At 69.4% G+C, this 25,939-nt stretch carries 24 protein-coding genes and 2 pseudogenes; 12 read left to right on the top strand and 14 right to left on the bottom strand.

Annotated elements, in window-relative coordinates; all coding sequences use genetic code 11:
• Positions 1-351 precede the first annotated feature (351 nt).
• Together FJK98_RS21955 and FJK98_RS21950 are read left to right on the top strand one after the other, a co-directional pair.
• Positions 352-666 (top strand): hypothetical protein, encoded by a 315-nt coding sequence (locus FJK98_RS21955; RefSeq protein ID WP_145920698.1) that lies wholly within the window; start codon positions 352-354, stop codon positions 664-666.
• A complete protein-coding gene (locus FJK98_RS21950; protein ID WP_145920697.1) occupies positions 663-2,921 on the top strand; it encodes an NACHT domain-containing NTPase in 2,259 nt (752 codons plus the stop codon). Before FJK98_RS21955 ends, FJK98_RS21950 begins: the two co-directional genes overlap by 4 nt.
• Positions 2,922-3,012: 91 nt before the next feature.
• Here FJK98_RS21950 and FJK98_RS21945 read toward each other — a convergent pair whose 3' ends face one another.
• From FJK98_RS21945 to FJK98_RS21900, 10 genes and pseudogenes are all read right to left on the bottom strand, one after another.
• Positions 3,013-4,386: a glycosyltransferase family 39 protein gene (locus FJK98_RS21945; RefSeq protein WP_145920696.1), complete on the bottom strand. Its 1,374-nt coding sequence runs from the start codon at positions 4,384-4,386 to the stop codon at positions 3,013-3,015.
• A gap of 120 nt (positions 4,387-4,506) precedes the next feature.
• A complete protein-coding gene (locus tag FJK98_RS21940) occupies positions 4,507-5,361 on the bottom strand; it encodes a replication-relaxation family protein (protein ID WP_145920695.1) in 855 nt (284 codons plus the stop codon).
• Positions 5,362-5,573: 212 nt separating this feature from the next.
• Positions 5,574-8,027, bottom strand: a complete 2,454-nt coding sequence (locus FJK98_RS21935; protein WP_145920694.1) for a type IV secretion system DNA-binding domain-containing protein — start codon at positions 8,025-8,027, stop codon at positions 5,574-5,576.
• Complete coding sequence (locus FJK98_RS21930) at positions 8,024-9,727, bottom strand: VirB4 family type IV secretion system protein (protein ID WP_145920693.1); 1,704 nt, start codon at positions 9,725-9,727, stop codon at positions 8,024-8,026. Before FJK98_RS21930 ends, FJK98_RS21935 begins: the two co-directional genes overlap by 4 nt.
• 44 nt (positions 9,728-9,771) lie before the next feature.
• Positions 9,772-10,665, bottom strand: a complete 894-nt coding sequence (locus tag FJK98_RS21925) for a PrgI family protein (protein ID WP_145920692.1) — start codon at positions 10,663-10,665, stop codon at positions 9,772-9,774.
• A 47-nt stretch (positions 10,666-10,712) separates the two neighbouring features.
• Complete coding sequence (locus FJK98_RS21920; protein ID WP_145920691.1) at positions 10,713-11,621, bottom strand: conjugal transfer protein TrbL family protein; 909 nt, start codon at positions 11,619-11,621, stop codon at positions 10,713-10,715.
• A gap of 10 nt (positions 11,622-11,631) precedes the next feature.
• Entirely contained in the window at positions 11,632-11,919 is a 288-nt protein-coding gene (locus FJK98_RS21915) for a pilin (protein WP_145920690.1), read from the bottom strand.
• 491 nt (positions 11,920-12,410) lie between these two features.
• A pseudogene (locus FJK98_RS34855) lies at positions 12,411-12,548 on the bottom strand (hypothetical protein); the annotation flags it as partial.
• A 232-nt stretch (positions 12,549-12,780) separates the two neighbouring features.
• A complete protein-coding gene (locus tag FJK98_RS21905) occupies positions 12,781-13,527 on the bottom strand; it encodes a hypothetical protein (RefSeq protein ID WP_240762248.1) in 747 nt (248 codons plus the stop codon).
• A 616-nt stretch (positions 13,528-14,143) separates the two neighbouring features.
• On the bottom strand, positions 14,144-15,019 hold the full coding sequence (locus FJK98_RS21900; protein ID WP_145920688.1) for an alpha/beta fold hydrolase: 876 nt from the start codon (positions 15,017-15,019) through the stop codon (positions 14,144-14,146).
• Positions 15,020-15,068: 49 nt separating this feature from the next.
• On the opposite strand from FJK98_RS21900, the gene FJK98_RS21895 reads away from it, so the two are divergent.
• The 4 genes from FJK98_RS21895 to FJK98_RS21880 all read left to right on the top strand — a co-directional run bounded on the left by FJK98_RS21895 (position 15,069) and on the right by FJK98_RS21880 (position 18,149).
• Complete coding sequence (locus FJK98_RS21895) at positions 15,069-15,494, top strand: helix-turn-helix domain-containing protein (protein ID WP_240762246.1); 426 nt, start codon at positions 15,069-15,071, stop codon at positions 15,492-15,494.
• Positions 15,495-16,016: 522 nt separating this feature from the next.
• Positions 16,017-16,499 carry a MerR family transcriptional regulator gene (locus FJK98_RS21890; protein WP_240762244.1) on the top strand — a complete coding sequence of 161 codons (483 nt, stop codon included), beginning with the start codon at positions 16,017-16,019 and terminating at the stop codon, positions 16,497-16,499.
• A 78-nt stretch (positions 16,500-16,577) separates the two neighbouring features.
• A complete protein-coding gene (locus tag FJK98_RS21885; protein ID WP_145920661.1) occupies positions 16,578-17,702 on the top strand; it encodes an IS630 family transposase in 1,125 nt (374 codons plus the stop codon).
• Positions 17,703-17,789: 87 nt separating this feature from the next.
• Positions 17,790-18,149, top strand: a complete 360-nt coding sequence (locus FJK98_RS21880) for a hypothetical protein (RefSeq protein ID WP_205789133.1) — start codon at positions 17,790-17,792, stop codon at positions 18,147-18,149.
• Positions 18,150-18,720: 571 nt separating this feature from the next.
• Here the strand turns inward: FJK98_RS21880 and FJK98_RS21870 are convergent.
• The 4 genes and pseudogenes from FJK98_RS21870 to FJK98_RS21855 form a co-directional block, all read right to left on the bottom strand.
• Positions 18,721-19,233: pseudogene (locus FJK98_RS21870) on the bottom strand (macro domain-containing protein).
• A gap of 3 nt (positions 19,234-19,236) precedes the next feature.
• A complete protein-coding gene (locus FJK98_RS21865; RefSeq protein ID WP_145922929.1) occupies positions 19,237-19,737 on the bottom strand; it encodes an HAD domain-containing protein in 501 nt (166 codons plus the stop codon).
• Between the two features lie 79 nt (positions 19,738-19,816).
• On the bottom strand, positions 19,817-20,416 hold the full coding sequence (locus FJK98_RS21860; protein WP_145920686.1) for a hypothetical protein: 600 nt from the start codon (positions 20,414-20,416) through the stop codon (positions 19,817-19,819).
• A 146-nt stretch (positions 20,417-20,562) separates the two neighbouring features.
• On the bottom strand, positions 20,563-21,585 hold the full coding sequence (locus tag FJK98_RS21855) for a PQQ-binding-like beta-propeller repeat protein (RefSeq protein WP_145920685.1): 1,023 nt from the start codon (positions 21,583-21,585) through the stop codon (positions 20,563-20,565).
• Between the two features lie 673 nt (positions 21,586-22,258).
• Between FJK98_RS21855 and FJK98_RS34260 the strand changes: the two genes are divergently transcribed.
• From FJK98_RS34260 to FJK98_RS21825, 6 genes are all read left to right on the top strand, one after another.
• On the top strand, positions 22,259-22,462 hold the full coding sequence (locus FJK98_RS34260; RefSeq protein WP_240762242.1) for a hypothetical protein: 204 nt from the start codon (positions 22,259-22,261) through the stop codon (positions 22,460-22,462).
• The gene (locus FJK98_RS21845; protein ID WP_145920684.1) at positions 22,455-23,297 is read left to right on the top strand and encodes a TRM11 family methyltransferase; all 843 of its coding nucleotides are present in this window, start codon (positions 22,455-22,457) and stop codon (positions 23,295-23,297) included. The genes FJK98_RS34260 and FJK98_RS21845 overlap by 8 nt, the downstream gene beginning before the upstream one ends.
• Before the next feature lie 439 nt (positions 23,298-23,736).
• On the top strand, positions 23,737-24,198 hold the full coding sequence (locus FJK98_RS21840; RefSeq protein ID WP_145920683.1) for a hypothetical protein: 462 nt from the start codon (positions 23,737-23,739) through the stop codon (positions 24,196-24,198).
• A 282-nt stretch (positions 24,199-24,480) separates the two neighbouring features.
• Positions 24,481-25,056, top strand: coding sequence for a hypothetical protein (locus tag FJK98_RS21835; protein ID WP_145920682.1), 576 nt, complete (start codon positions 24,481-24,483; stop codon positions 25,054-25,056).
• Between the two features lie 20 nt (positions 25,057-25,076).
• Positions 25,077-25,496: a hypothetical protein gene (locus FJK98_RS21830; protein WP_145920681.1), complete on the top strand. Its 420-nt coding sequence runs from the start codon at positions 25,077-25,079 to the stop codon at positions 25,494-25,496.
• Positions 25,489-25,872, top strand: coding sequence for a hypothetical protein (locus FJK98_RS21825; RefSeq protein ID WP_145920680.1), 384 nt, complete (start codon positions 25,489-25,491; stop codon positions 25,870-25,872). Before FJK98_RS21830 ends, FJK98_RS21825 begins: the two co-directional genes overlap by 8 nt.
• Positions 25,873-25,939 lie beyond the last annotated feature (67 nt).

Here is a 25,939-nt window from a genome sequence, read left to right as displayed (position 1 = left end):
GTGTGTGGGGTGGGGTCACCGGGGTGCGGCGTCTGCGGCGGAGCACTGCCTGGGGGTGCGGGTGGGGATCACGGGCCGACCGGGAGGGTGGGCTGGGGTGATCCCGTGGCGCGGGGGCAGGTCCGGAAGGGGACAGACGGGCGGCGGTGCGAGCAGAAAGAAGAAGCCGCACCGTAGCGTGGTGACCTGACAGCACCGGCGCTGTCAGGAATCGTGATCATGGGGCTGAGCTGTGCTGACAGATGGTGTCGGGCCTCTGTCAGGTTTTGTACTCAGCGGCACCCCACGCGAGGGCCGTCTCGTCGCCTCGATGTCGGGCATGATGACGATATGCGCCTGGGTCGGGCCTCTGTGGCGTTCTTCGTGGCCGGTGCGGCATCTGCGCTCTGGGCCGTGTTCCTGATCAGCGAGGGCTTGGACAAGGCCGACAAGTGGTCCAGTGTCGCGGCCTTCATCGGGACTGTCGTACTCGGCGTTCTCGGCTTGGTGACGGCACGACGATCAGCGAATCCGATGCCGAGCCCGACGTCGCCGCCGGCAGGCGACGGCGGACCACCGCCGCCCAGCGGCGTCCAGACCATCAATGTCCACGGCGGCATCGCACCGATCGTGGGTCCTGGTGGGACTCAGACCAACACCTTCAACACCCCACCGCCGGGCACGTGACCACGCAGTCCCGCCCGCCGCCGGAGACGCACCACCAGACCATCAACGTCTATGGCGGCATCGCACCGATCGCCGCTCCCGGCGCCAAGCAGATCAACATCTTCCGCCACTACAGTCAGGTGGGCGCCTGGGGGCTCGGCGTGCTGTGCCTCGCCGGGTTCCTGACCGCCCCGCTCTATGCGCGGTCGACCCTGCTGTACAGCATCATGGTGGTCAGCGGAGGCATGGCTGCCCTCTTCCTGGTGACCGGGTTCCGCTCGGGACCATCGAAGGCGGCGTACATGGATGAGAGGTCAGGTGCCGCTGATCCCGCCCGACTGCGCGAGTGTGCCCGGCAGCTGGCGCTGGTCGTGCGTACCAAGGAACTCGATGGTCGTTCGGTGCTGCTGCACAAGGGGCCTTCCGAACTCCCGGCGGACCTGACCTTCACCCCGATCGAGGCCGACAACGTACTGACTGGTCGACCCGCCCGTAGTGATCTTCCGTCCGGGTCGCTGCGTGAGGTGGCGAACTACTATCGGGCGCTCTCGGCGAAGCGTCTGGTCATTCTCGGTGAGCCGGGCGCGGGCAAGACGGTGCTGGCGACGGAGCTGATTATCCAGCTCCTCGATGCTGGGCTGTCCAACGAGGAGTGGCCAGCCGAACCCAACTCAGTCCCTATCCGGTTCAATCTGGCGAACTGGTCGGATGGTGACCTCTCCGGGTTTCTCGCCCATCAACTCCAGGCGCAGTACCAGGTTCCCCGCGAGGACGCCGAGGAACTTGCTCTCTCCGGTCTGATCCTGCCGGTGCTGGACGGTCTGGACGAGATGGAGCCCGCGCCGGACAGCCCACGGGACCCGCAGTGGGCTGTCGACCGCATCAACGATTTCCGCAGATCGCATCAGGACACCGCCGGGGTGGTGCTGACGTGCCGGGACGCGGTCTACGAGTCCCTCGACCCTCCAGTCATGGCGGCCGTTGTCGTGCGGGTCGGTGCGTTGAGCGTTGATCAGATCACCGAGTTCGTCAGTGAGCGTCTCGACGGCGACCGCGTGGAGCAGCAGCGGTGGCTTCCAGTACTCACGTCGCTGAGGACCGGAGCAGACGGGGCGGCGTACCATCTGCTGCGCACGCCGTGGCGGCTCACCCTCGCGCTGACGGCCGCGGCAGACGCCGACGTGCTGGATCCCACCACGCTTCTCGGTGAGACGGCGGGACGGTTCGAGGCGATGCTGCTGGATGCCTTCCCGTCGGCGATGCTGAACCGCCGTCGGAAAGAGCAGAGGATCATCCGGCCGGGACAGCGTGACGGGTCCGGATCGAGTTTCACGGTGCCGAACGAGCAGGTACTGCGGCGCTGGCTGCGGGTACTGGCCCGCTATTCGAACTCCACACTGGCCCTACACACGATGTGGGCCATCGCCGGACAGCACCTGGTGCGTCTCGTTCACCTGGTGATCCACCTGGCGTGCGCGCTGGGGTTCCTCATCCCGTGCCTGCTCGCGATCGTCGGCGGTGCAGGGCACGGCGGGTCGGCACTGCGTGCTCTCTGGAGCGGCTCGGTGCGGCTCTCCGAGCAGCAGACGGTCGCCCTGGTCTGGCTGGCTGGCGCCGGCATCGTGCTGATCGTCTGGGCCGGGTGGCTCGCCATCACCCCCACGCCCCGACGGTCGAAAACGAAAACTGCGCAGTACCGCAGCCGCGCGATGCGGCAGATGACCGTCCCCCAGCGCGTCGCCGCAGCTGCGGAGATCAGCCTGGCGATCGGCGCGGCGCTGGGCCTTCTGGCCTGGCTGGTCGGCGGCTGGATCGTCGGTGCCGTCGTGGGGGTCGTGGTTGCGATCCTCTTCGGCCTGGTCATGGACAAGGTCCGGCTGGACCGAGGGCTCTCTGGCGGCAGCGACCTGCGAACCGCCTGGCAGAACGACCTCATCCTCGCGCTGCTCTGCGCCGTGCTCTGCGGCACGGTCTTCCCGATCTTTCTCAGCTATCCGCTGTGGGCCGGTGCTGCCATGGGAGCGATCCTGGGCTTCGCCGGCGCCTTCGTCCTCAGCCTGCAGGCGTGGCTGCGCTACGTCATCGCCATGACGATCATGAAGCTTCGCGGTGACCTGCCGTGGCGGCTCGGCGCGTTCCTCGACTGGGCATACCTGGCAGGGCTGATGCGGATCTCCGGGATCGGCTATCAGTTCCGCCACCGCCAGTTGCGTGAGTGGTTCGCCCACGACAGTCTCGACCAGGACGGGCAGGCGCACATCACCGCCGCCCGCTGAGCATGCGCCACGCTCTCGGCGGGTGGTACGGCACCAGCGGCACTGTCGAGAGCGGCGGATCCAGACCGACGGCACCGAAGTGAGGTGCCCGTCACTGGCGGCAGCCCAGGGGAGTGACGGTTGCCAAGAGGTAGCCGTCGGCCCTGTAGGTGGCGGGGTATTCCTGCCGTGCCCACTCGGCGATGGCGGGATCAACGAACTTGGCCCGGTCCGGCGGGGCGAACAGGACACCCACGGCACCCTGCGCCCCCGTGATGATGTCGCTGGTGGTGAGGTAGCCACTGCTGATCCGTACCCGTGAGGTGTCGGCCAGCCATGGCGGTGTACGCAGGCCGGCCCGGGCGGCGATCTCCTGATCGTCAGTGACCAGGACTGACCCGACGGGCAGGGTGCGCAGGCAGCGCAGCATGGCGCTGGCTTCCAGGCGCGGACTGACCGGCATCGTCAGCACCTGCACGACACAGGTCAGCACGAGTGCCGCTGTCGTCACCAGGTGCATCCTTGGGCGTAGCAGCGTGAAGAAGCCGGCGGCGATGATCGCCGCTCCCGGAGCGACGAACAGCAACAGGTGGTGCTCGAAGATCGGCCGGTGCAGACCCGCGAAGACCACTCCGCTGACACCCCACACCAGCAGCGCGAGCACCAGGGGACGCTGCGCCCGGGACAGGCGACGCAGGCAGAGGAACGCCCCGGCTGCGGACAGCAGGCCGAACGGCACGATCCATACGGCGAGCATGGTGGTCGCCCCAGCGGGGACCGGCTGTCCTGGAGCGTCCGCCGCGCTGAGGTGCAGGGCGACAACCTGGTCCCACGCCACCGCTGGCGGCCTGGTCACGATCAGCGTCAGCACGCACACCGCCACCGCCGCGACTGACATCGATGCGAGGGCGGGCAGCCGTCGTCGGCTCATCAGCGTCACGACCAGTAGGGCAGGCAGCACGACCACCGCGATGAGCTTCATGGCCAGGGCCACACCCAGTAGCGTCCCCGAGGCAAGCCACCAGCGCAGCCGTCCCCGGCCTGCGCACACCACCGACCAGGTGACCAGGGCAGCGGTGGGCAGATCAGCACCGAACTGGAAGCAGTATCGCTGCACCGGCGGCAGCAATGCCACCAGAAGCGCCGCAGCCATCCCGGCGTACCGGCCGGCGAGCCCACGGCCCAGGATGCCGGCTCCGGCGGCGAGCAGTACCGCCCAGCCGATCGTGAGGATCCGTGCCGCCAGTTCCCCGCCGTTGAGTGCGAACGGTAGGGCGGACAGCCATGCGTAGAGCGGTGGCTGTGCGAAGAACACCTCCGCGTAGGGCTGGTGTCCGTCGGCCACCGCCAGCGCCGTCTGCCAGTACACCCCGTCGTCGTAGTCGAGTTGCACCATCCGCAGGTGGCTTGCCCGCACCAAGAAGGTCGCCACGACAGCGACACCGGTGGCGGCCAGCGAGCTACGCGCCGCAGCGGAGACATTCACGGGCAGGACTCTAACGACAGCAGCCGTGTAACCGGTTGGAGATGCGCGGTCGATGGATGTCGCCAGCGGAGGGGCCCATCAGGCAGGCAGCGAGCGGTTGCGACGCCGCGAGCAGCGCTGTCAACAGACGAAGGTTCCGTCGTCGTCGAAGTTCGGGTTGTCCGCCACGGGCTGGCCGTGGCTGCTGGGTAGCTCGGCGAGGGGGACCCGGACGGTGGTGCCGGTGGTCAGCCATACCGCTTCGGCGGGGTCGCCGGGGTGGGTGGCGGTGGCGATGGGGACGTCGTCGTGCCGGTCGCGCAGAGCCCGGTGCAGATGCTCCTCGCGGCGTTGGCTGCCGAGCCAGAACAGCACCGGGTAGCGGGGGCCGCCGCGGCGGGTCAGCTGCGCGTACCGGTCGAGTTTGGCGATGACCCGGGTGAGGGGTTCGGTGCCGGTGTCGGCTTCCAGGAAGAACCCGACGGTGGTGTCGCCGACGCGCCACAGGCCGTGCCCGTCGGCGGTGATGGTGCGGAACTGGCGGGTGGTCAGTGCCTCGGACCACCACCGGTCCAGGTAGGTCCCCGGATGGTGGTGGGTGTGGGTGGTGAGCCGGACGAAGAACTCGTTGACGGTGAGCAGGTGGGTCAGGTGCGGATTCGCCGACAGCCGGTGCACGGCCTGGCGGGTTGCCCGCAGGGTGGGCTCCGGGCGTCGGTGGGCGGCGGCCTGGAAGCGGTGTCCCTGGTGGCCGAGGGTCCAGTGCCAGGGTTGGCTGCCGCCGCCGGCGCGGGCGAACCGGAACCGGTCCAGCAGGCCGAGGCCGGCGAGTTCACCGAGGCGGATCTGGCAGGTGCGGCGGGCTCGGAAGAACAGGCGGTGGATCTGGTCGGTGGTGAGGACCTGGTGGTCATCGAGGAGGTGCAGCAGGGCCCGGTCGCGGGCGGTGATGTGCGGGTAGAGGGACAGCAGGTCGGGAGAACGTGGTGTGGGCATGAAGGGTCACCCCGTGGAGAGAGAGTCCCGTAGGGAGTCTGGATGAGTTGATCGTCCTGTCGTGGGGGCCGACGCCAGGGTGTGCGCAGGTGGGGCACCTGACAGGTCCGGTGGTGGGGGCTCGTTTGTGGGCTCGTGTCGTGGACACCCCCAAACGAGCCCCCGATGCCGTACCCGGTCGAGCCCCCGAACGCGCAGGCCCCTCAGACGAGTCAGCGGTCGCGGGAGGTCATCCGTCGCCTCATCGCGGTGCGGGCGAGTTGCTGCATCGGCGGCTCGCTGTCGGTGCGGGTGTGGGCGGTGGCGCAGGCTTTCCGGATCGCGGTCGCCGCACCGATCACCGGCGTCGGCGGGTGGGTGGTGAAGGTGAACGCGGGTAGCTCCCGGTTGCCGACGAGCAGCCGGGCGGCGGCTGTGTAGACGTCGAGGTGGGCGAGGTCGTGCTCGTCGAGTTCGGGTTTCGTGTGGCGGGACAACTCCCGGGCGTCGGCCGGGTCGACGGTGAAGAACAGCTTCGACCGGGCGTTGGCCGACACCGCCGCCGCCACGTCCCGGGGGAGTTGGGCGAGGTCCTGGTGCGCGAGCACGAGACCGAGGCGGAAGCCACGTGCTTCGGCGAGCATGTCGCCGATGCTGCCGGGCAACGTCAGGAAGTTCTGGCATTCGTCGATGTAGAGGACGGCGTCGCGGCGGCGGTCCTCGGCGATGCTGGCGCGGGCGATGGCGGCCTGCCACACCCGGGCCACGATCAGCGATCCGAGGATGCGGCTGGTTTCCTCACCGAGAACACCCTTGGGGAGGCGGCACAGCAGCACACCGCCGTTGAGGACCCGACCCATGTCGAATGAGGAGTGGGCGTTGCCGATGACGCTTTTGACGAAGTCGCGCAGCAGGAACGCCCGCAGCCGGGCGAGGACGGGGGCGATGACCTGACCGCGGAACTGGTCGTTGATGCCGTCGTACCAGAGCCAGAACCCGCCGAGGCCGTCCGGGTCGTCCAGGCCGTGGGTGAACCGGCCCCGGAACTGGCGGTCCTGCAACAGTGACGGCACGAGACTCAGCGTGGGTTTCGCGTGCCGCATCAGCGTCAGGCACGCGACCCGCATCGTGTCGTCCATGCGTGGCCCCCACTGCCCGGCGAAGATCTTGGCGAAGATCCCGACCAGGTTGTCCACTGCCAGGTGCGGGTCACCCTGGTCGTCGAGGGGGTTGAAGCAGCCCGGGTTCTCCTGGTCCGGGTCGATGATGACGATCTTGTCGGCGTGGGAGGCGGGGAGCCGGTCGAGGACGTCGGTGACCAGGTCCCCACGCGGGTCGACCACGACGGTTCCCCGGCCGGCCCTGATGTCCGCGAGGATCATGTTCAGCAGCAGCGTGGACTTACCGACGCCGGTTTTGCCGACCACGTGCACATGCTGCCGGGCGTCGGCCACCGCCAACCCGACGCTGTGACCGCCGAGCTGGGAGCGGCCCAGCACCTTCACCCCCCGTCCACCGGAGGGCACCTGCACCGGCGCCGGCACCGCTCTGGCGCGTGCCCGGTCCAGGCCCGGCACCGCGAGGTCCTGCGGTAGCGCGGCGAGGACCGCGAGTTCCGGGACGGTCGCCAGGAACCCGCGGCGTAACCGGCGGCCGGCGAGCGTCGCGACCGGCTGCGGCATCCTCATCCGCCGTAGCCGGTTCGGGCCGGTGTACGCGGCGGCGGCCGTGGCGATCGTGTGCCCGAGCCCGATCAGACGCGCCCGCAGCTGCGCCACGCGGTCGGTGTCGGTGGGGCTCTCGTCGGCGGCGACGGCGAACCGTACGGCGATCTCGACGTGCGGCACCCGCACCGCCTTCTCCACGACCGTCCGGGCGTCGGCTGTAGCCACCGGGTCCCGCTCCGCCACCCGCACCCCCGACGCCAGGGTGCCCGGTCGAGGCGACCCGGGGGTGAACACGTCGAGGAACCACAGCAGCAGGGCGACAGCCATCCCGGCCACCTGCGACACCGCCCGGGCGGCCAGGTCCGGTCGACCGTGGGGGTGGGTGGCTGCGGTCGCCGCCGCGCGGCGGGCGGCGCGGACCCGGCGCGTCGACGCCGGGCGGGCGAGGATCTGCACGCAGGCGTGTTCCCGGTGACGGACCTCGGCCCCGGCGGCGAGCAACGCCCGCAGCGGATCCGTGTCGTGCACGGTCCGCAGCGGCACCCCGTCGGGACGCTGCGGCCAGTACGCCCCACCCACCTCCACGCCGACGTCGGTGGGAATCGGCGCGGCAGTATCGCTGACGGTCAGGGTGGCGGCGGGCCACGCGGCGCGGACGGCGGCCTCGACCGCCCCCAGCGGCACCGTTGCCGGCACCCACACCCGGATGGTCAGAGCCCGGCCGGTCCAGGTGTACTCCCAGCCGACATGCGGGTAGCCGAACACCCGTCGCCGCCACGCCGGTGGGGTCAGCGCACCGACCATCAGGGTCCAGAACACGGCAGCGGCCTGCGCGGTGACCTCCGGGGGCGCGGCGATGGTCAACCAGCGGGCCCCGGCGGTCAACCGACGATGCCGCCAGGCGAGCACCTGGTCATAGCTGATCACCGCAACGACGATCGCGGCGGCGGCGACGACACCGAGCCACGGCCGGACCAGGACCCACTGTGCAAGGTCCGCCGGCCATGATGTGGTCGTCATGCGGCCTCCCCGATGCCGGTGACGGCGAGGGTGTGCTCGGCGGCCGATGCGACGCTGCGGAACGGGATGCGGCTGCCGCCAGCGACGAGCAGGCCCTCACCTCGCGACGCGGACAGCAGCAGCCGCGACTGTCCCGCGGTCAGACCGAACGCTTCGCTGACCGCGTCGATCGACTGGGTGGACTGCCGCATCAGTACCTGGGTGGCGGCGTTGGACACCACGGCGAGTCCGAGGTCGGTGGACAGCACGTCGGCGGCGTCCTGGGTGATGACGGCGAGCCCGGCGGAGCGTTTGCGGGCGGCTTTGGCCATCCGGAACAGGAACCGGCTGCCCTCGCCGTCGCGCATCAGCAGCCATGCCTCGTCGACCACCACGAGGTGCCGCCGCCGACGCGGCCCGGGGGCCGGGGTGTCGATGCCCGACCAGATCGCATCCAACGCCAGCAGGGTGCCCACGGTGCGCAGCTCGTCGGGTAGGTGCCGCAGCGACCACACGACGAGGTGCCCGCCCGGTGTGGTGGTGGTCGGCCCGTCGAACAGGCTGGCGAAGTTCCCCACCGTCCACGGGGCCAGCCGGGTGGCGAGCTGCCGGGCGGCCGAGTCGCTGTCGGCGGTCAGGGTATCGGCCAGGTCGCGGAGCAGCGGCGCGGGTCGGGTCCAGGTGGTCGGGTCGCCGGTGATGCCGGCCCGGTGGTAGGTGGCGGTGATGGCCCGGTCGAGGGCGGCGCGTTCGGCCGGTGGTGGTGGCGTGCCGAGAAGGACGGCGACGACGGTGTGCAGGTAGAGGCCGCGGCGGGTCAGGGTGTCGGGGCGGGTGTCGGCGGGCAGGTCGAGGGGGTTGAGGCGGACGCCGGGCCGGCCGAGGGCGATGACGGTGCCGCCGACGTGGTCGGCCAGGGCCGTGTACTCGTCTTCGGGGTCGATGACGCTGACGGTTGTGCCCTGGTACAGGTTGCGTAGGACGTCGAGTTTGACGAAGTAGCTTTTGCCGGCTCCGGAGCGGGCCAGGACGACGGAGTTGTGGTTGTCCTGCGCCCACCGGTTCCAGATCAGCACCCCGTTGCTGGTGGTGTTCACCCCGTACAGCACCCCGTCGGGTGGGGTGATCACGCCGGGGGCCGGGGCGGCGAGGTCGGCTGAGGCGAGGGGGAACGCGGCGGCGAGGGCGGTGGTGTCCAGGATGCGGCGCATCCGCAGCGGGTCCACCCCGACGGGCAGGGTGGCGATCCAGCCCTGCTGGTGGCGGAACGTGGCCGGTTGCAGATCCAGCAGCACTCCCGCGGCGGCGGCCTTCACCCCGGCGGTGACGGTGGCGAGTTCGTCGAGGGTACGGGCGTGGATGGTGACGTAGATACCGACGTCGAACAGCTTCGCCGCGCCGCGGGCGACCCGGTCGGCGAGACCGGCCGCGTCGGCGGCTGCCGCCTCGACCATCGGGTCGTCGAGACGTCCACGGTCGGCGTCGAGACGGCGGGACGACTCCAGGCGGGCGCGTTGCCGCTTGAGCATCGGCGCGGCCAGCTGCGGCGCCACCGGGTCCAGGTGCACCGCGACGTCGACCCGCCCGGGATACGACAGCAGCGGATCCAACCACGCCGGACCGACCTCGGCGGGGTAGCCGCAGAGCACGTAGGTGGCGGCGTAACCGTCGCCGACCTGCACATATCCCGGGTTGACCGACACGGCGGCGGGGGAGGGCATCGGGTCCCCACCCGCGGTATTCCTCGTCATGATCGTGGGTCGTTTCATGGGGTGCTCCGTAGGGTGATCGGGATGCCGGGCACCGCGCGGGGGCCCGGTGGTGGGGCAGCGAACGGGTCCACCGCGCACGCGAGCGCGGCAGTGACGGCGGGCCCGTCCAGGGCGGTGGCTTCGACACCGAGACCGGACAACGCGCGCACAGCCGTGTCGGCGGTGTGTGCGCCGGTGACGACGGCGAGGACCTGCCGGCGCAGCGGATCCCGCGTGTTGTCCAGGTCGACCAGGAAGTCGGCGTAGTCGGCGGCGGCCGCCCGCAACGACGGATGCGGCAGCCGAGACGCGTGCTCGACGGTCGCCTGTGCGTAGCCGGTCAGGTCGTGGCGTTGTGCGGCGACCACGATCTGCGCGGGCCCGGTCAGGCCGTTGAGGAACCGGCCGAACCCGTCCAGCAGTGCGCTCTGCTCACCGCCGGTGCGTAGGTGGATGTTCGTGGTGCCGCAGGCGATCAGCACCTTGTCGCTGCCCTCGCAGGTGAGGACACCGCTCGGGCTGACTGCCGTGACCGGGGACCGCAGCGGTGCCGGCACCGGCGGTGTGCCGGCAGCTACGGCGACCGCGCTGGCCCGTGCCGCCCCCGGGGTCAGGATGCGTGGGCTGCGGCGCAGCATCACGCCGTGGCGTAGCCACACGTCCAGGGGCAGGCCGTCGCGGCGGCCCAACGCCACCACGGTCGCGGCAGCGGACCCGACGATCCCGGCGACGATCCACACCACCGGTGGCAGCAGCGGACCGTAGGTGCGGTAGGCGGCGAATCCGGCCAGGCCGGTGCCGCCGATGATGCCGAGCTGCCGGAACGTCAACCCGAACGCGATCCGGTCGGGTTCGTTGATGTTCGCCGGAACCACAGCCTGCGGGCTGCCGTCATCAGAGTTGTTCATGTGCCTCTTCCAGGCATACGGCCCGACAGGGCGGGCGGGGTGGTGGGTTATCTCGGGCGGCGGACCGGGGCGAGGCGACCCAGGCCACGCGTCATCCCCTGCAGGGTGACGGTGCGTAGGACGAGCCCGGCGATGTTCGGGCTGCGGCCGGGTCGGGTGACGAAACGCCCCATCAGGCTGGGGATCTTCACCGTGGTCCAGAGCACGACGATCACCAGCAGCAGGTTGAGGGCGTCGGAGCCGGGCAGGCCGAGCAGCATCGGCAGGTTCGACTCCGGATCGGTCAACAGGTGGATGCCGGTGGAGAACGCGACCGCCTGCAGGGTGGGCGTGGCCAGACAACCCAGGAGACTGCGCCACCACAACTGCGCGGCGCCCTGCGTCCAGGGGGTGGCGTAGCAGGCCAACGCCACCGGGGCGATCCCGACCAGGATGACCAGCACCCCGATCCGCACCAGCCAGCTGACCACCAGGGTGAACAGCAACCCGACGATCAGCAGCCCGATCACCACCGTCAGCAGGGCGGCACTCTGATCGGTCATCGCCGAGGTGAGCCGCGCCTGCACGAACGTCACCGCCTCGGTGGTCGGTGCGGACACCCCGACCATCGACACCGTCAGCGCATTCGCCACGTCGATGAGGGCCCCCGTCAGCGGGACCGCGAACGCCGACAGCACGAACCCGACCACCAGCCGGGGCAGCAGCTGCTTCACCTGGTAGCGGGTCTCCACCGCATCACCGACCATCACGGTGACGCCCGCGGCGATGATCGCCAGGACGAAGCAGGCGTTGACGACCAGTGCGCTGCGGGCGGCGATCGACTGGACCTGCGGCAGGACGGTGACGTCCGGTGAGACGAACAACGACGACGTCAAAAACGCCAGCAGAGCGCCGAGAAGGTCGACGACCTTCCCGGCGAGCCAACCGACCATGTCGTCCATCAGCCAGATGGCCATGACCGGGGCCTCAGCCGCCGAGGATGCCCTGCAGCACCTGCAGGATCACCGGCGACAACACCGCCAGGGCGTAGCCGACCAGAGCGGACTTGAAGTTCGTCTTGGCCTGTTCGATCTGCGCCGGATCACCACCGGCGGACATGTAACGCAGGCCACCGATGACCAGGAACATCGTCGCAACCATCGCGATGATGCCCATGATCCAACCGGTGATGTTCGCGATGACCTGGTTGATGCTGTTCACCGCCAACGGCGGCGACGCAGCGAGGTCGGACAGCACGGAGAACGTGAGGTGCATGGCGGCGCTCCACAACGGGTCTGCGGGGGCCGCCAGGTGGGGACCGAGAGACGAGGCCGATGGTCCGGTGGGGGCGCTCCTCCCTTACCAGTGGTGAAAGGGATAGCGGTGTCAGTACGCCGCGCCAGCCGTGCCGAACCGAGTGCCTCGTCCCAGAGGTGGTCCCCACCGGGCGGGCATGCCGTGGATGACATGCACCACCCAGATCTCGGCTGTCAGGCCGATCGAACCCACCGCAGGCCTGTCACGCCCTGACCGAACCGATCAACGGGGGGTTCCCGGGCCCGCGCACCGCACAGACCGGCGGGTCCTCGACGCCCCTGGGGTGATCTCGACTCACCGGCGGTCCCGCCGCGCCGCACGCGGATGAAGACCGGTGCGCAGGGGGCAGCAGTGGCCGGAAAGCCCAGTTCAGGCAGTGAAGAGGTGCCTGAGCTGGTAGTGGTCCCACCAGGTGCTGCGGTGCAGGCGGACGACTCCGTCGGTGCGGGTCAGCGCAGGTAGTTGCCGTCCTGGATCAGAGCGGCGTCCTCGGTCCGACCGGCCAGTACCCGGGCCACCGCCGCCAGCATGTTCGGATTCGCCTTGTCGGCCAGGTCGTCGGCGCGCATCGAGAAGGTGACGTTGACGTAGACGGCGGGTTCCCATTCCCAGCGGGCCTCGTCGGCTTCGGCGTTTCGTCGCGGGTCGCGGCGGTGAGGGCGGCGACCTCGCCGACGGCAGGATCACCGGCCAGGACCAGCCGGAACTCGACGCCCATCCCCGGCCCCTCTGCGTAGTCCCGCCCGACGATCCGATGAACTTTGCGGGGTTACGTGCGACGCCCAGCGTATGGCCCGCAATGCCGACCACGTCATGCGGTCAGACCGTTACGATCTCGCGGGGACCGGGCACCCGGACCCCGCCGGACAGGTCGCCTCGAACGACAGCAGCCGCCACCACCCGTTCCGCTCGCCGCCTACGCATCCGCAGCGCCGCCGCTGTCACACCCCGCTCCACCGCCAACTGCTCGATCAACGCGTCACCGAACCGGGTCGCGCTGATCAACTCGGCTGCCTCCCCCGTGATCAGACCGGCTGCCACCGCCCGACCGAGCAGCAGGTCCGGATGCCCGTACGGCATCCGCGGCAGCCGCGACCCGCAAGACGGATCCGCCGGCAACTCCTCACCCTCATCGGCCCTGACGACTGCGGCACCCGCCCGCCACGCCGCCCAGCACAGCCGTAGCCACAACCGGGGCGCGGCAAGGTCCGCCGTACGCAGCGCCTGCAGGAAACCCGCCAGGACCTCGGAGTCCACATCGTCGGCATGCCGGGCTGCCTGACCACGACTGATCTTCGCCGCGAGATGCGTCAACGCGGGCAATGCGACACCGATCGCTCCCACCACCCACACCGGACCCAATTCGCGGGCATGCTGCGCCAGTTGCCGCCACAACCCGTCGGTGGTGTCGCTGTCGAAACGCTCGCACCGTAGCAACACCCGCAACTCGGTCAGCGGCAGCAGCACATCCGGTAGGCCCGTCACCGGACGGGCATCGAACACCAACGGTGCGGGCTCACAGGTCAACAACGCGAACGCCGACTCGGCGGTGGTCAGGGCCGTCACGGCACCACGGGAACGGCTGTTCGCAGTCATGCAGATGCCCCTCGACAGATGGTCCCTCGCTGACTGCGGGAACCGAGACGACCGATTGGGTCAGCAGGACCTGACACGAGACCCGGTTTGTCAGACCGCGACAGGACCTGTCAGCCCATGACAGGTTCGCTGCTCGGCACGACACACGGCCAACCAGCGGACGAAGTCCCTGCGCGCCCGATGCTCGCCGAGGGTGGACCCGACGATGCCGACCGTCCGTGGCCGGCGTAGAGGCGTTCCGATCGTTGCCGAAGTCGACCACGAGTGCTCTTGATCTGGGGATGTTGTTGAACACGGGCATGAGCGGGGTGACGTCGTGACGGTTGCCGCTGTTCAGGCTGGCGGCAAGGGGAATGACACCGCGTCGGTGATGAGGTGGTGATTCGAGCCTGACTTGTGGCGGTCAACCGGGCTCGTACCGGTTTTGGCTCGCCCTTGAGCGCCCGGATGTGCGAGCCATCGACCATCACCCGCGACGTGTCCAGCTGATCGGCGACCGGCAGCACCTCGTGCAGTCGTTTCCACACACCGGTTTCGTTCCAGTCCGGCAGTCATCTCTGCGTGGACTTGCTCGCCTCGGTCGCGGTCAGGCGCAAGCCGATGTCGCCCGGGCCGCGGCCGCTGCCACGATCGAGGCGAGGTCGTCGGGGGCATCGATGGGAACGATGTGTCCGCTGTGCGGAAGCAGGTGCTCGTCGAGGTGGTCTGCGATCAGTGTGAGCTGGCGCGCCGGGACGTCTCCCACCGTCGAGGCGCCGACGGCTGTCACCGGCATGGTTAGCCGGCCTCGTTCGGCCCAGGAACGATTCCACTGCGCGTTCGCGGGCATCGCGCGGTAGTGCGCGAAGGCCGCGCGCAGGCTGTCTCGTCCGGTATAGGCGCGGACGAAGTGCTGTGCGAGATCCTCCGGCACGCCACGGCGGGACCCGATGGCGAGGAAGAAGCGGATGTAGCGGTCCTCGTCGCCGCTCAAGACGTTCTCAGCGAGACCGTTCGGCGTTTGGTGGAATCCGAACCACCACGGTCTGCCAGAGCCCAGGAACGCCTCCGCGCCGGCGAGCCCGCTGATGACCGCCTCCACGACGGTGAGGCTGAGCACCCGATCCGGGTGGGCGGCGGCGAGCGCGAACGCGGGCGCGGCACCGACATCGAAGCCGACGACGTGCGCTGCCTGCAGACAGAGCGCATCGAGGAGGCGAACCTGGTCCGTCGCGAGGCTCGCCGCGTCGTAGCCGCTTGCCGTCCGCTCGGTGTCGCCCGTTCCACGCAGGTCGGGCATGAGCACTTCATGGCCCGCAGCAACGAGCAGTGGTTCTACCTCGCGCCAGATCTCTTTGGTGTGCGGAAAACCATGGAGCAACATGACGGGGCTTCCCGCACCGGCTCGGCGCACGCTCACTCGAAGATCGTCGAGCTGAATCGTCTTGCTCGTCGAACGGTAGCGCGGGGCGGCACGACTCATCACAACTCCTAGTTACCATCGGTTACCTGAAAACGATAGGAGAGCTTCTGTGGGCAGGAAAGAGGGCACGTCAGGCATCCTTGGTCACCCTGAAGTAACCACCCCACGGCACGGTGACCTCTTCGACGCCAACTGCCCAACACGGCTTCTGCTCGACCGGGTGGGATCGAAATGGACCGTCATGATTGTGTTGCTGCTCGCCGACGAACAGGAGCTGCGATTCGGTGCGCTGCGCCGCCGCATGCCGGGCGTGTCACAGAAGATGCTCACCCACACCCTTCGTCAGCTCGAAGACGACGGCCTCGCCCATCGCCGGGTGGAACCCACCAGCCCGCCCGCCGTGCACTACTCCCTGACAGCGCTCGGCGACACACTCGTCGGTCCGCTGCGCGAGCTCAAACGCTGGGCCGAGATGAACATGGGCGCGATCGATGCGTTGCGCACGTCGGCGATCAAGTCGCGTCACCACCAGTAGGTGAGGGAGGGGCCTCAGTGCTCTTTAGCTGATGCCGAGCAGGGCGAGTGGGCGGGTGCTGTCGCGGGGGTGACGTCGGTTGGCGGCGGCGATTTCGCTGACGCCGGTGAAGCTCAGGGCGGCGTTGCACAGGTCGGCCACGACTCATGATCCGGTGCCGGTACAGATCCGGGTGCGGTCATCGTCGTAGGTGCCGTCGCGGACCCCAGGAGATACTCGTTGTCGACCGACCAGCGGCTGCGGGCCACTCGGCCAATGACGCGGTTCGGCTTGGCGCCGACCCACCTTTCACCGAGTGCCGACGACTGTCGGCGGTCAGTGGGAACTCCCCAGCGGCGGCCACTTGGCGGGGAGCTACCTGGCCGCCGGTGGTCACTCTGCGTTCCCGGATGGTTCGTTGTTCTTGATCGGTCCCGGCGGCAGCTAGGGCCTGGCTCGGTAGCACCTGGATGGGGTTGTTGCACATGCCGTAGCGGCATGTGGTGGGGTCGGAGCACCACAGCACGAAAGGTTCGGTCTGCGATGTACCCCTCCCTCACGCCTCCCCGGCAGGTCAAGATCGGTGATGCCGCCGCGTTCGCCGGGATCACCCCACGCGCCATCCGCCACTACCACGAGATCGGTCTGCTGCCGGAGCCCGAGCGCGGCGGGGACGGCCGTCGCCGCTACGGCTATGACGACATGACCCGCCTGTTGTGGATCCGCAAGATGGCTGATGCCGGTATCAGCCTGGACGACATGCGGGCCGCCTTTGGCGAAGCCCGGGACGACGCTGGAGACGAAGCGCTGGACCACGCCCCGGCTATCGAGTCGGTCCTGAGCAGGCTGGAGGAGACCTTGGCGGCGCAGGAGGCGGCCATCAAACGTCGGCGCGCGGCTGTCCAGCGCCTGCAGGCGGTGGGTAGCCCGCTGGGGCTGCTCTCCGAACTGGTCACGGACCGGCTCACCCACCTGCCCCCGGGGGCGTTGCGCCCCTGCGATCTGGACGCCCTGCTAGTGCTGTGACCGGAAACGTTGGCCGGGTTGGGTGACACGCCGGTCAGTGGTCGTGGTGGTGGCTGGTGGAGGGTTCAGGCTGTCGGGATGGCAGAACCTGTCCGGGCTCGTCGGCTCAGTGATGACGAGGGCCGGCGACTACAGCAGATCGTGCGGCGTGGGACCGGGTCTCCGATCCGGTTGCGTCGGGCGATGGTGATCATGGCTTCGGCCAGTGGGAACACCGTCGCGGCAATCGCCCGCCTGGTCCAGGGGGACGAGGACGCGGTCCGTGAGGTGATCCACCGGTTCAACGAAATGGGCCTGGCCTGCCTGGACCCTCGGTGGGCGGGTGGCCGTCCCCGCCGAATCAGTGAAGACGACGAAGCGTTCATCGTCGCGACGGCCAAGACCAGACCGCAAGCGCTCGGCCAGCCGTTCACCCGGTGGAGCCTGCGAAAACTCGCGGACTACCTGGCTCACAACCACGGCCCGCGTCGGGTGCTCGTGGGCCGGGAACGGCTGCGGGAGTTCCTGCACCGTCACGACATCACCTTCCAGCGGACGAAGACGTGGAAGGAGACCAACGACCCGAACGCTGAGGCGAAACTCGCCCGGATCGAGGCGGTGACCACGGCGTTCCCGGACCGGGTCTTCGCCTTCGACGAGTTCGGGCCGCTGACGATCCGGCCACACGCTGGCGCGTCCTGGACTCGGGCCGGGCATCCGGACCGGCTCCCCGGCAACTACCACAAGCTGCATGGGGTCCGGCAGTTCCACGCCTGCTACAGCGTCGGCGACGACACCCTCTGGGGTGTCGTGCGCCGGCGAAAGTCCGCGGCGAACACCCTGGCAGCGCTCAAGAGCATCCGGGCCGCCCGCCCTGACGGCGCGCCGGTCTACGTCATCCTGGACAACCTCTCCGCGCATCGCGGCGTCAAGATCCGGCAGTGGGCGGCCCGGAACCGGGTCGAGTTGTGCTTCACCCCGACGTACTCGTCGTGGGCGAACCCGATCGAGGCGCACTTCGGACCGCTGCGGATGTTCGTCGTGGCCGGGTCGAACCATCCCAACCATCCCGCCGCGACCCAAGCCCTGCACAACTACCTGCGCTGGCGCAACGCCAACGCCCGTCACCCCGACGTCCTCGCCGCCCAACGCCGCGAACGAGCCCGGATCCGCTCCGAACGACAACGCCGCTGGGGTCAGACCCCCGCCAAAACGGCGGCCTGAAACCGGCCAACGTTTCCGGTCACAGCACTAGTCACGGAGCGGATCTTCGGGCCGCTGGGCGCCGCCATCCAGGCCGGCACGTTCATCGTGCTGGCCACCCACCCCGACCTGCGGGCCGAGGAGGACCGTCTTGAGGCGGCCGAGGCCGCCCTCGACGACGGCGTCGAACCCGACGACCCGCGCGTCGAAGAGCTCGCCGTACAGCGATGCGCTCACCAAATGGCCCTGAATAAGGCCATCGAGGCAGCCGGTCTCGACGCGGCCGAGGAGAAGATCTTCGAGATCTACGACGCCGACCTGAAAGGGGAGGAGGACACCCAGATGAGCGCCGCCACAGCGATCACCAAGATGCCCTACGACTTCTCTCCTGCCCGGATGCGCTGCGTGGAACTCGCCGGACGGCTCTTCGGCGAGGCCCTTGCCGACGCCCACTGCGCGGACAGCTGATCGCCTGTGCCCTGCACTGACGTGGCTCGACAACCGGTCGCGTTCATCCGCTAGACCGATCGGGTCAGACGTCGTGCCCAGGCCGTAACCAGAAGTGACATCACAACTGGCCATACGTGGAGATTCCGGACTGGCCGCTGACAGACGACACGCGGGTAGCCAGGTGGAACGCGGACGCGACGTGGTGAGAGCGTTCCGCGTCCAGGTGCGAGTTGCTTCAACCATGGTGACATGTACTGGTATCTATTGCCCACTGGCGTTGCGCTTGCGGCGGGATTCGCGGTCCTGACCTTCCAGCGCCGACGTCGTCGGCCCCAAAGCCCAGCGGTGAAGATGGCGGCCGCGCGGGCCGCCATGCGATCGATACGCCACGACTCGCCGCGCCCTGATCGTGACACCTTCCACCGGGGCCGGGGAGTCCCAGACCGGCACTCCGCTGCCATCGCGGAGAACACCGCGTATGGAGACGCTGCGAACCTCGACACCGCAGGCGGAGGGGGAACGGACTGAACCCAACACGCGACCAGCGCAGCCACGCGTACCGGATCGCGAAACACCCCCTTGTCGACCGTCAGCCGGCGGTAGCGGCCATCGCACCATCCAGGTGATCCCAGGTGCCTTCGCCGCAGGCGATCAGTCCTACCCATTGAACGCTTCATTGGTGCGGACCTGACCGCCGCTACGGCGATCCGCGCGGAGGGAAGCCGTACTCGCCGGTGGCGATTGAGGGAAAGCCACGGCCCTGGGTGCCCAGCTCATCGGCGACCAGCAAACTCCTGCGTTAGCAGGAGGTCAAGACCTCGTCCTCATCGTGGCCGCCGCCCTACCAGACCGGGCCCGGCCGCGTGGATGACGTGCCGTAACGGCGGGTGGAGGCCGAACGCCTGCGTCGGCATCGCGTCACCCGGCTCGGAGGGGCCGATCGCGGCCCGGCCTAGGCCAGCGGAGGACCGGCGGCGCGGTGGACCGCCCCGTCGACACCACCACCCAGCAGCGACTCATGCGCAGCCGTGACCACGACGTCCATGTCCTCCCGCGTGATGCCGCCCAGCACAACCTCGATCGTGCAGCGGATTCCAGACATGCATCAAACGATCACGTCATGGCGGCGGTCCAGCCATCGACGTACCGCCACGAGGTCGATACGGGTCAGTCCCGCGTACGGGTCAACACGGTGCAGAAGCGCGGGCTGTGAATGGTGTGCGGCGACCCAACGCCGGTCAGCATCGGTGATCTCATCATCGAGCCAGACGAATGGACGCCCTGCCGCCCAGCGCACCAACGACACGGTCTTCCAGTGCACTCCACGTGGTGGTTCCTCGTCGTCGGGCCAGTCGATGACGGGCAGGGCGGGCAGACCGATCCGGGGTGCCACGGCCTCGTTGGCTTCAGCCATCCAGGTGCTGGCCCAGGCCAGCTCACCCGGCAGGGCGGACAACCGTTGACCGTCGGCGGGATCGAGACGATTCAGCAGAGGATTGCCGCGACGGTCGGGATCGTCCGCCCGCTGTCGCTCGCGACGAATACCGCCGTGGTGAGACCGGGCCCGGAACGGGATCAGCACACCGTCGATGTCGATAAAGATCATCGGTGGTCCGGCGCTGACAGGCACTGCCGAACCGTACCGCGAAGGGCAGCCCGGGCCGGTACGCCAGCGGCTGCAACCTTCAGCCGTGCGCGATTGCGGGATGTGCGTGCAGGTGATCTCGTGCGTTCTTAGGGGTTCGTCCGGCGGTGGCTGCCGCCGTCAGGACGGTTCGTTCGCGCTCGCGGAGGGCGTTGGTTGGTCGCGGCCCACGGTGTTGACCCGGGCGCGGTCGCCGTTGAAGTCGAGGGTTCAGGCGGCCGGCCAGGCAGGACCGGTGTGCGGCGAAGGAGGCACATCCCGGTCCCTCACTGCTGCGCACGTCGACGGTGACGCCGTCGCCGCCAGGGCTGAGGATCGTCAGCTGGCCGCAGCATCCGCATGGCGAGCTGAACTCGTGTAGGTCCGCGGCACGCATCGTGAGGCGTATCCAGACGGGCGGGTGGTAGCGGCTGATCTCCTGGACGACCGCGTCGACCTGCTCGCTGACTGGCGGGTACTCCTCGGGCAGCGCGCGAGGTCGGCCCGACAGGCTGTCGATGGCGCCGGCATCGACCGATGCGCTCACCGTTTCATGCCCGAGGACGCGAGCCGAGCCCCCCCAACGCTCATGACTGATGATCGTCGCCCGCACGGTGGTGCCCACCACCAGGTCACCACCGACACTGTCGAAACGCTGCATCGGCTGATCGTCGCGCACGACCTCGTCAGCGGCACAGCCCTGGCGTGACGATGCCCTCGCGAGGCGATCAGAGATGTACCAGGTACGACTTGCTGCGCGTCAACGTGCTCGGCGGCTGGTCTGTGCATTCGGATCGAGCAGTGTGGTCAGCGTTTGATGGTTGGAATGCTGAGCGCGGTGAGGTGTCCCTTGCCGATCGCGTACGCCAGAGGATCGTCGCCGGTGAACAGTTGCTCGATGGGCGTTGGTAGCCGCACGCCGGCTTGGACACCGTCACGGTCGATCAGGACGAGGTAACCGTCAGAGCGTGCGAACAGTGCTCCGTTTGCCGTGGGGACGGGTGCGCATGCCGTGCCGGGGGATAGGGTCGTGATCTCCGTGCCGCCATCGGCCAGCTCGACCACCGTGATGCGGGAGTCTTCGGCCAGGATGAGCACACCCTCGATCAGGACGGGGGCCAGGGGCGCGAGGTCCCGGTCGTGCCGCCAGAGCGTCTCCACCCCGATGGACGGGTGGAATGACATGACGGTGCGTCGGCCGCTGACGAACACGACGCGGCCGTCGTCACTGTGGTGATAGGCATTGCCGGAGTCCGGGAACTGCACCGGTGCCGGCAGCCGCCATGTGCCCAGGGCAGTTCCGGTCCGCGGGTCCTCGAGTCGCAGTTCGGGCCGGTCGGCACTGGCGAGCAGTAGCGCGTCGACAGCCGAATCCGAATCTGGTGGGAGCCGGAGGGGAATTAGCCAGGCCAGTGATTCGCCTGGGGCATAAGGGGCATTGAACGGGTCGGGTGTGCCGCTGACGAGATCAACTCGTGTCACAGGGTGATAGCCGCGCCATCCGCCCAGCACAACAACGGACCCGCTGACGCTCAAGTATCGATGGAACTCCAGACCGGCTGTCGACCACATGGGCCGGCCACTCTGCAGCTCGAAGCAGTGCAAGACACCCCGCTGGCTCAAATAGAGGCAGCGTCCCTGCGCGACGGCGGTCACGCCCCAGCAATCCTCGACGCGCTGCTCCCACATCAGCTCCCCAGTCTGCGGATCCAACCGCACCAAGCGCGAGTGCCGCTCCGCCACGATAAGGACATTGGAGGCGGCAACTGTCGTCGCGCTCGATCGGAGGCACAACGACCGCGACCACACCATCTCCAAGGGTTGGTCCATCGTCAAAGGCTACGGGTCGGGCAACGTCGCCACCCTGCCGCCGCGACCGGGTACCCGCACATCGGCCATGGGAGCCGGCCCGCCGCATATGCCCAGTGGGCTTCGCTAGCATGCCGCAGACTGGCGGGAGCTGACGTGGATTCGTCCTGAGCAAACATGCTCCTTCTCGCCCTTCTGACTACGCTCGGCACCCTGCACCGGGCGGGTTGCCAGTTTCTGTCAGGCCGGGGGTGGGTTCGATCGGTCTGTCAGTGGCGCACTGAGGGTCGTCAGTACGTCCGCCGGTCCGGGGGCCGTCATGCCTATGGCCGACACAGATTCACACCGCGCGCCGATGCCCGTCGGGGACGTGGTGCCCGGTGATCCGCCGGTGCCGATCACCGTATGGCCGGTTCCCGCGCCCCGAGCGGGCGAGACCATGTCCGACGCGATGGGGGTACGGCTGGTCCACAACCTCACCCACCCGTCGGGGTTGGTCATCGATCTGACTACGGGGCCGCAGTTGGCTCGCGCGGTCATCGCCGCCCGACGACGCAGCCACCTGCACGCGGGCCGGCACGTGGGGTGGGGTCGTGAGCCGGCCACGTTGATCGTCACCGGATGGCCGGCCACCGCAGCGTCCCCGGTCGGCTTCTTCCAGCGGTGCAGGGCCAACCTTGTGCCGGGTGGGTGTGTGGCGGTGCTGTTGCCGCACGGGGACGTGATCGTGCCGGTTGACGTGGTTGTCGCCGCCAGGCAGGCCGGATTGGCGTACCTGCAGCATGTGGTGGCGGCCGACCGGCCGCCGCGACGCGGCCACCAGGGCCTGCTCGACATCCACACCGACGTGCTGATCCTCACCCGCAGCACGACGTCGGCCGGGCAAGCCGATGGTTGAGCCGATGCCGGTGACGTCGGTGTGGTTGACGTGTCAGCAGCCGGCGCGGGATCAGCGGCGGGGCCGGTACGTGTCGGCGACGTCCAGCCACCCGGGGAAGATGCTGCCGCATCTGGCCGCGCACGCGATCGGTGCCTACACCTCGCTGGGGGATCTGGTATTCGACCCGATGTGCGGGTCCGGGACCACGATGATCGAGGCCATGCATCTGGGCCGGCAGGGGATCGGGATAGACGTCGAGCCCCGGTTCACCGCGTTGGCCGCCGCGAATGTGGCGCTCGCGGCGTCGCAGGGCGCGGCGGGTAGCGGGCAGGTCTTCACCGGCGACGCCACGGGTCTGCTGGATCTGGTGCCGGCATCGGTGGTCGGGCGGGTGGCCCTGGTGCTGACCTCCCCGCCGTACGGGCGGGGAACCCACGGGCTCGTGCGGTTCACCAGCAGCGGGGTCCGCAAGCGCCACCACCTGTACGGGGATCGGGAGGCTGGCAACCTCGCCTACGGCGGCTGGTCGCGGCTGTTCGGCGGGTTCGCCGCGATCCTGGCAGCCAGCTACCAGGTGTTGCGTCCGGGTGGGTTCGTAGTGATCACGTGTCGGCCGGTGCGACGCCACCGCGACGATCTGATCGACCTGCCGGGGGAGTTGCTCGCGGTGGCCCGGTCGGTGGGTCTGCTGCCGGTGCAGCGGTGTGCGGCGATGCTCGCCGCCGTGCGGGACGGGCGGATCGTGCACCGGGCGAACATGTTCGGGCTGCTGGCCGTGCGGCGGGCCAGGGACGAGGGCATCCCGGTGCACCTGGTGGCGCATGAGGACGTGTTGGTCCTGCGCCGCAGTTGACACAAGCGATTCCTGAGCCCGTGCCGGTGGGAGAACTGATCCGGGGCGGGGTGGCGGTGTGAACCGCCGTCCGCCCCGCCAGGGCTGCCGGTGGTCGCGCCACGGCAGGCCGGGGTCCCGCCGGAGTCTGCGGCGGACAGGTACCGCTGCCGCCTGTGGGCTGTCAGGCGCTGACAGACCACCGAACCTGACACGTCGCCTCGCTGCCGTCGACGGAACCTAACCTGGGACTCTCCCTACTTTCCGTGCCACTGATCTGATGCCTTCCGCGACGGCATCGCGCCCACCCTGTTCGGTCGGCCGCCGTCGTCGGTTTCGGATCTGGCGTTCATCCCACGCTGCACCTCTCGCGTTGTAGATCGCGAGCAGCGTTTTCCACCCATCCTCAGGCGTTCACCGCCCGGTGCTCGCCGTTTCGTGCTGCCTTACGGAGGACGACATGCTCCAGCACACCTGGTACCTGGACGACATCGACTGGTTCGCCACCCTGCCCGACGCACTGCGTCTGACCGACGACAACAGCACCGTCATCGGTCAGCTCGCCGACCTGTTCGGCGGGGAAGCGCCGTTGGGGCCGGCCACGACCGTCACCGCCACGTACGTGATTCTCATGGCCCTCGAGCAGGTCGGGGAGACCATGACGTACGCCGCCGCAACTCACGACACGACCGAGTTGGGGCGGCTGCTGTGTGGTCTCAACCTCATCCAGGCCCACCTCACCCAGATCATCCAGCACACCGCCCGGCACGCCGACAACCGCAGCTTCCGCGGCCTCGCCCGGATGCCCGCCACCACCGTGCAGGCGCTGACCGCACGTCTGACCACGGCGGGTGCGGTCGGTGAGGCCCTCGCCGGCCACCTCAAGGACGCCCACACGGTGCTGCGGACCACGACTGCGTAACACCCCGGCGCAGCCCCGGGACCGGTCACGCCGTTCCCTGTTGTTCCACCGGCCGTGCCCGGCCGACCGCGCAATCCCGCGCACCGTCCGGGCACGGCCGACCGTCGTGCCCGGATTCCCACCCCTGCGGAGGATTCCGATGCCACACCCCTGCGGCCCGCTGCGGGCCACCTCGGCCAACCACTCATACCCAGACCCGGACACCGGCAGCTGCCGGCGGCGGTCGATCCACCGGACGTGCCCTACGGCCGCCGGTCCCGGGTCCCTCCCGACGGTGCCGGCATGATCGCGCCCGACGTTCCGGCGCTCCTGGCGTCCCGCCCGCTGGTGGGTGGCCTCGCGGTGCCGTGGATCACGGTCCGCATGCCCGACGGTCGGTACCGCTTCGGTGCCGTCGACTACCACCGGCACCGCCGCGCATTGCGCGATCGACTCTGCCAGACCTGCGGCGGTCCACTCGACCCTGCACGGATCGTCTTCGCGATGCGCGACAGCGACCTGAAGCTGCTCGTCAGCCCCGAACCGGGTATGCACCCCGTCTGCGCCGACTACTCCGCCCGCAGCTGCCCGATGCTGGCCGGCCGGTTACCCCACCACCGCGCCAGCGACCCCGCCGCGCACCTGGCCGACCTCGGCGTCACCTCCCACGGTGACCCCACCGGCAGCCGGGCGGCAGCCCCCGCCGAGCGGTGGCACCTGCTCTGGGCCACCGACTACCAGCCGATCATCAACCCCATCACCGGTCAGCCCGCCGCGCTGGTGCTGCCCGAACAGATCCTGCGTGTCCGCCCGACCGGACCGCCCCCGCTGAGACCGGACGACACCGGCACCCCCGCCGGCCCGGCATCGCACCCCTGAACCCGCAACGGAGTCCTGCCATGACGCTGCACGTCATCGCCGTCTACCACAACACCGACGGTCGTTTCCTGCCCTACCAGCCGGGCCACACACTCACCCAGGTCATCTCCCACTGGCGGCATCTGCCCGACACCGCCACCCCGCAGCACACCGCCGACTGGATCTACACACTGTTCAACGTCGACCTCGACACCCTGGAAGCCAACCGGGCGGCACCGCACGGTGAAGCCGACTTCCTCATCGCCTGCACCTACCGGCTGCTACGGCTGCGATCGTTGTCCACCGGAGACGTCGTCGCGGTCACCGCCCGCGGTGACACCACCTGGCTGGCGTGCGAGTTCGTCGGCTGGAAACCCATCGACACCCCGACCCGGCTCACCGGTGCTCCGCTCACCGCCGCCGGCGTCGAGCAGCAGCTGCGGCGGGACCGTCGTGCGTGAGCAGCCGAACGGTGAGGTGACGCACCCGGTGCGGGTGTTCGACCTGTGGCTGAACTGCGGTCACCTCGTCACCGTCGAACGTAGCGGCTGGTACCCGGTGTCGGTGCCGTGCTGCGACCGGCTCGGCGGCACCGTCCTGCACGGCGTCTACGTGCCCTACGCCTCCCACGTCGACCTGGTCACCCTGCGCTCCGAACGCCACGCCTCCCGGCCGGCGGGCAGCCCCGCCAGACCCGACCGGCTCATCGGCCGGCGCGCACGCACCGACGACCCCTACCGGCCAGCGCATCCCGGCGACGACGGCCACTGCGGTCGCTGGCCGGCCCACGTCGGCGCCACCTGGAGCCTCGACGGCTCCCTCCCCGAGCCCGACTGATCGGTCGACCTCACCACGCCGGCCCCGCTGCGGCGGCCACCGAAAAATACGGCCCGCCAGCAGGCGG

The sequence above is a fragment of the Micromonospora sp. HM134 genome (assembly GCF_007833915.1).
In the GTDB taxonomy this organism is placed as follows: domain Bacteria; phylum Actinomycetota; class Actinomycetes; order Mycobacteriales; family Micromonosporaceae; genus Micromonospora; species Micromonospora wenchangensis.
Note: the sequence above shows the minus strand (reverse complement) of the source record. Positions and strands in the feature narration are given on the sequence as shown.

Excerpts from the sequence above, each read along its gene's own strand:
- FJK98_RS21940 (WP_145920695.1), bottom strand. The coding sequence starts at position 5,361 with ATGCCCACACCACGTTCTCCCGACCTGCTGTCCCTCTACCCGCACATC.
- FJK98_RS21935 (WP_145920694.1), bottom strand. The coding sequence starts at position 8,027 with ATGACGACCACATCATGGCCGGCGGACCTTGCACAGTGGGTCCTGGTC.
- FJK98_RS21930 (WP_145920693.1), bottom strand. The coding sequence starts at position 9,727 with ATGCCCTCCCCCGCCGCCGTGTCGGTCAACCCGGGATATGTGCAGGTC.
- FJK98_RS21925 (WP_145920692.1), bottom strand. The coding sequence starts at position 10,665 with ATGAACAACTCTGATGACGGCAGCCCGCAGGCTGTGGTTCCGGCGAAC.
- FJK98_RS21920 (WP_145920691.1), bottom strand. The coding sequence starts at position 11,621 with ATGGCCATCTGGCTGATGGACGACATGGTCGGTTGGCTCGCCGGGAAG.
- FJK98_RS21915 (WP_145920690.1), bottom strand. The coding sequence starts at position 11,919 with ATGCACCTCACGTTCTCCGTGCTGTCCGACCTCGCTGCGTCGCCGCCG.
- FJK98_RS21900 (WP_145920688.1), bottom strand. The coding sequence starts at position 15,019 with ATGAGTCGTGCCGCCCCGCGCTACCGTTCGACGAGCAAGACGATTCAG.
- FJK98_RS21890 (WP_240762244.1), top strand. The coding sequence starts at position 16,017 with ATGTACCCCTCCCTCACGCCTCCCCGGCAGGTCAAGATCGGTGATGCC.
- FJK98_RS21885 (WP_145920661.1), top strand. The coding sequence starts at position 16,578 with ATGGCAGAACCTGTCCGGGCTCGTCGGCTCAGTGATGACGAGGGCCGG.
- FJK98_RS21865 (WP_145922929.1), bottom strand. The coding sequence starts at position 19,737 with ATGATCTTTATCGACATCGACGGTGTGCTGATCCCGTTCCGGGCCCGG.
- FJK98_RS21860 (WP_145920686.1), bottom strand. The coding sequence starts at position 20,416 with ATGCAGCGTTTCGACAGTGTCGGTGGTGACCTGGTGGTGGGCACCACC.
- FJK98_RS21855 (WP_145920685.1), bottom strand. The coding sequence starts at position 21,585 with ATGGACCAACCCTTGGAGATGGTGTGGTCGCGGTCGTTGTGCCTCCGA.
- FJK98_RS21845 (WP_145920684.1), top strand. The coding sequence starts at position 22,455 with ATGGTTGAGCCGATGCCGGTGACGTCGGTGTGGTTGACGTGTCAGCAG.
- FJK98_RS21840 (WP_145920683.1), top strand. The coding sequence starts at position 23,737 with ATGCTCCAGCACACCTGGTACCTGGACGACATCGACTGGTTCGCCACC.
- FJK98_RS21835 (WP_145920682.1), top strand. The coding sequence starts at position 24,481 with ATGATCGCGCCCGACGTTCCGGCGCTCCTGGCGTCCCGCCCGCTGGTG.
- FJK98_RS21830 (WP_145920681.1), top strand. The coding sequence starts at position 25,077 with ATGACGCTGCACGTCATCGCCGTCTACCACAACACCGACGGTCGTTTC.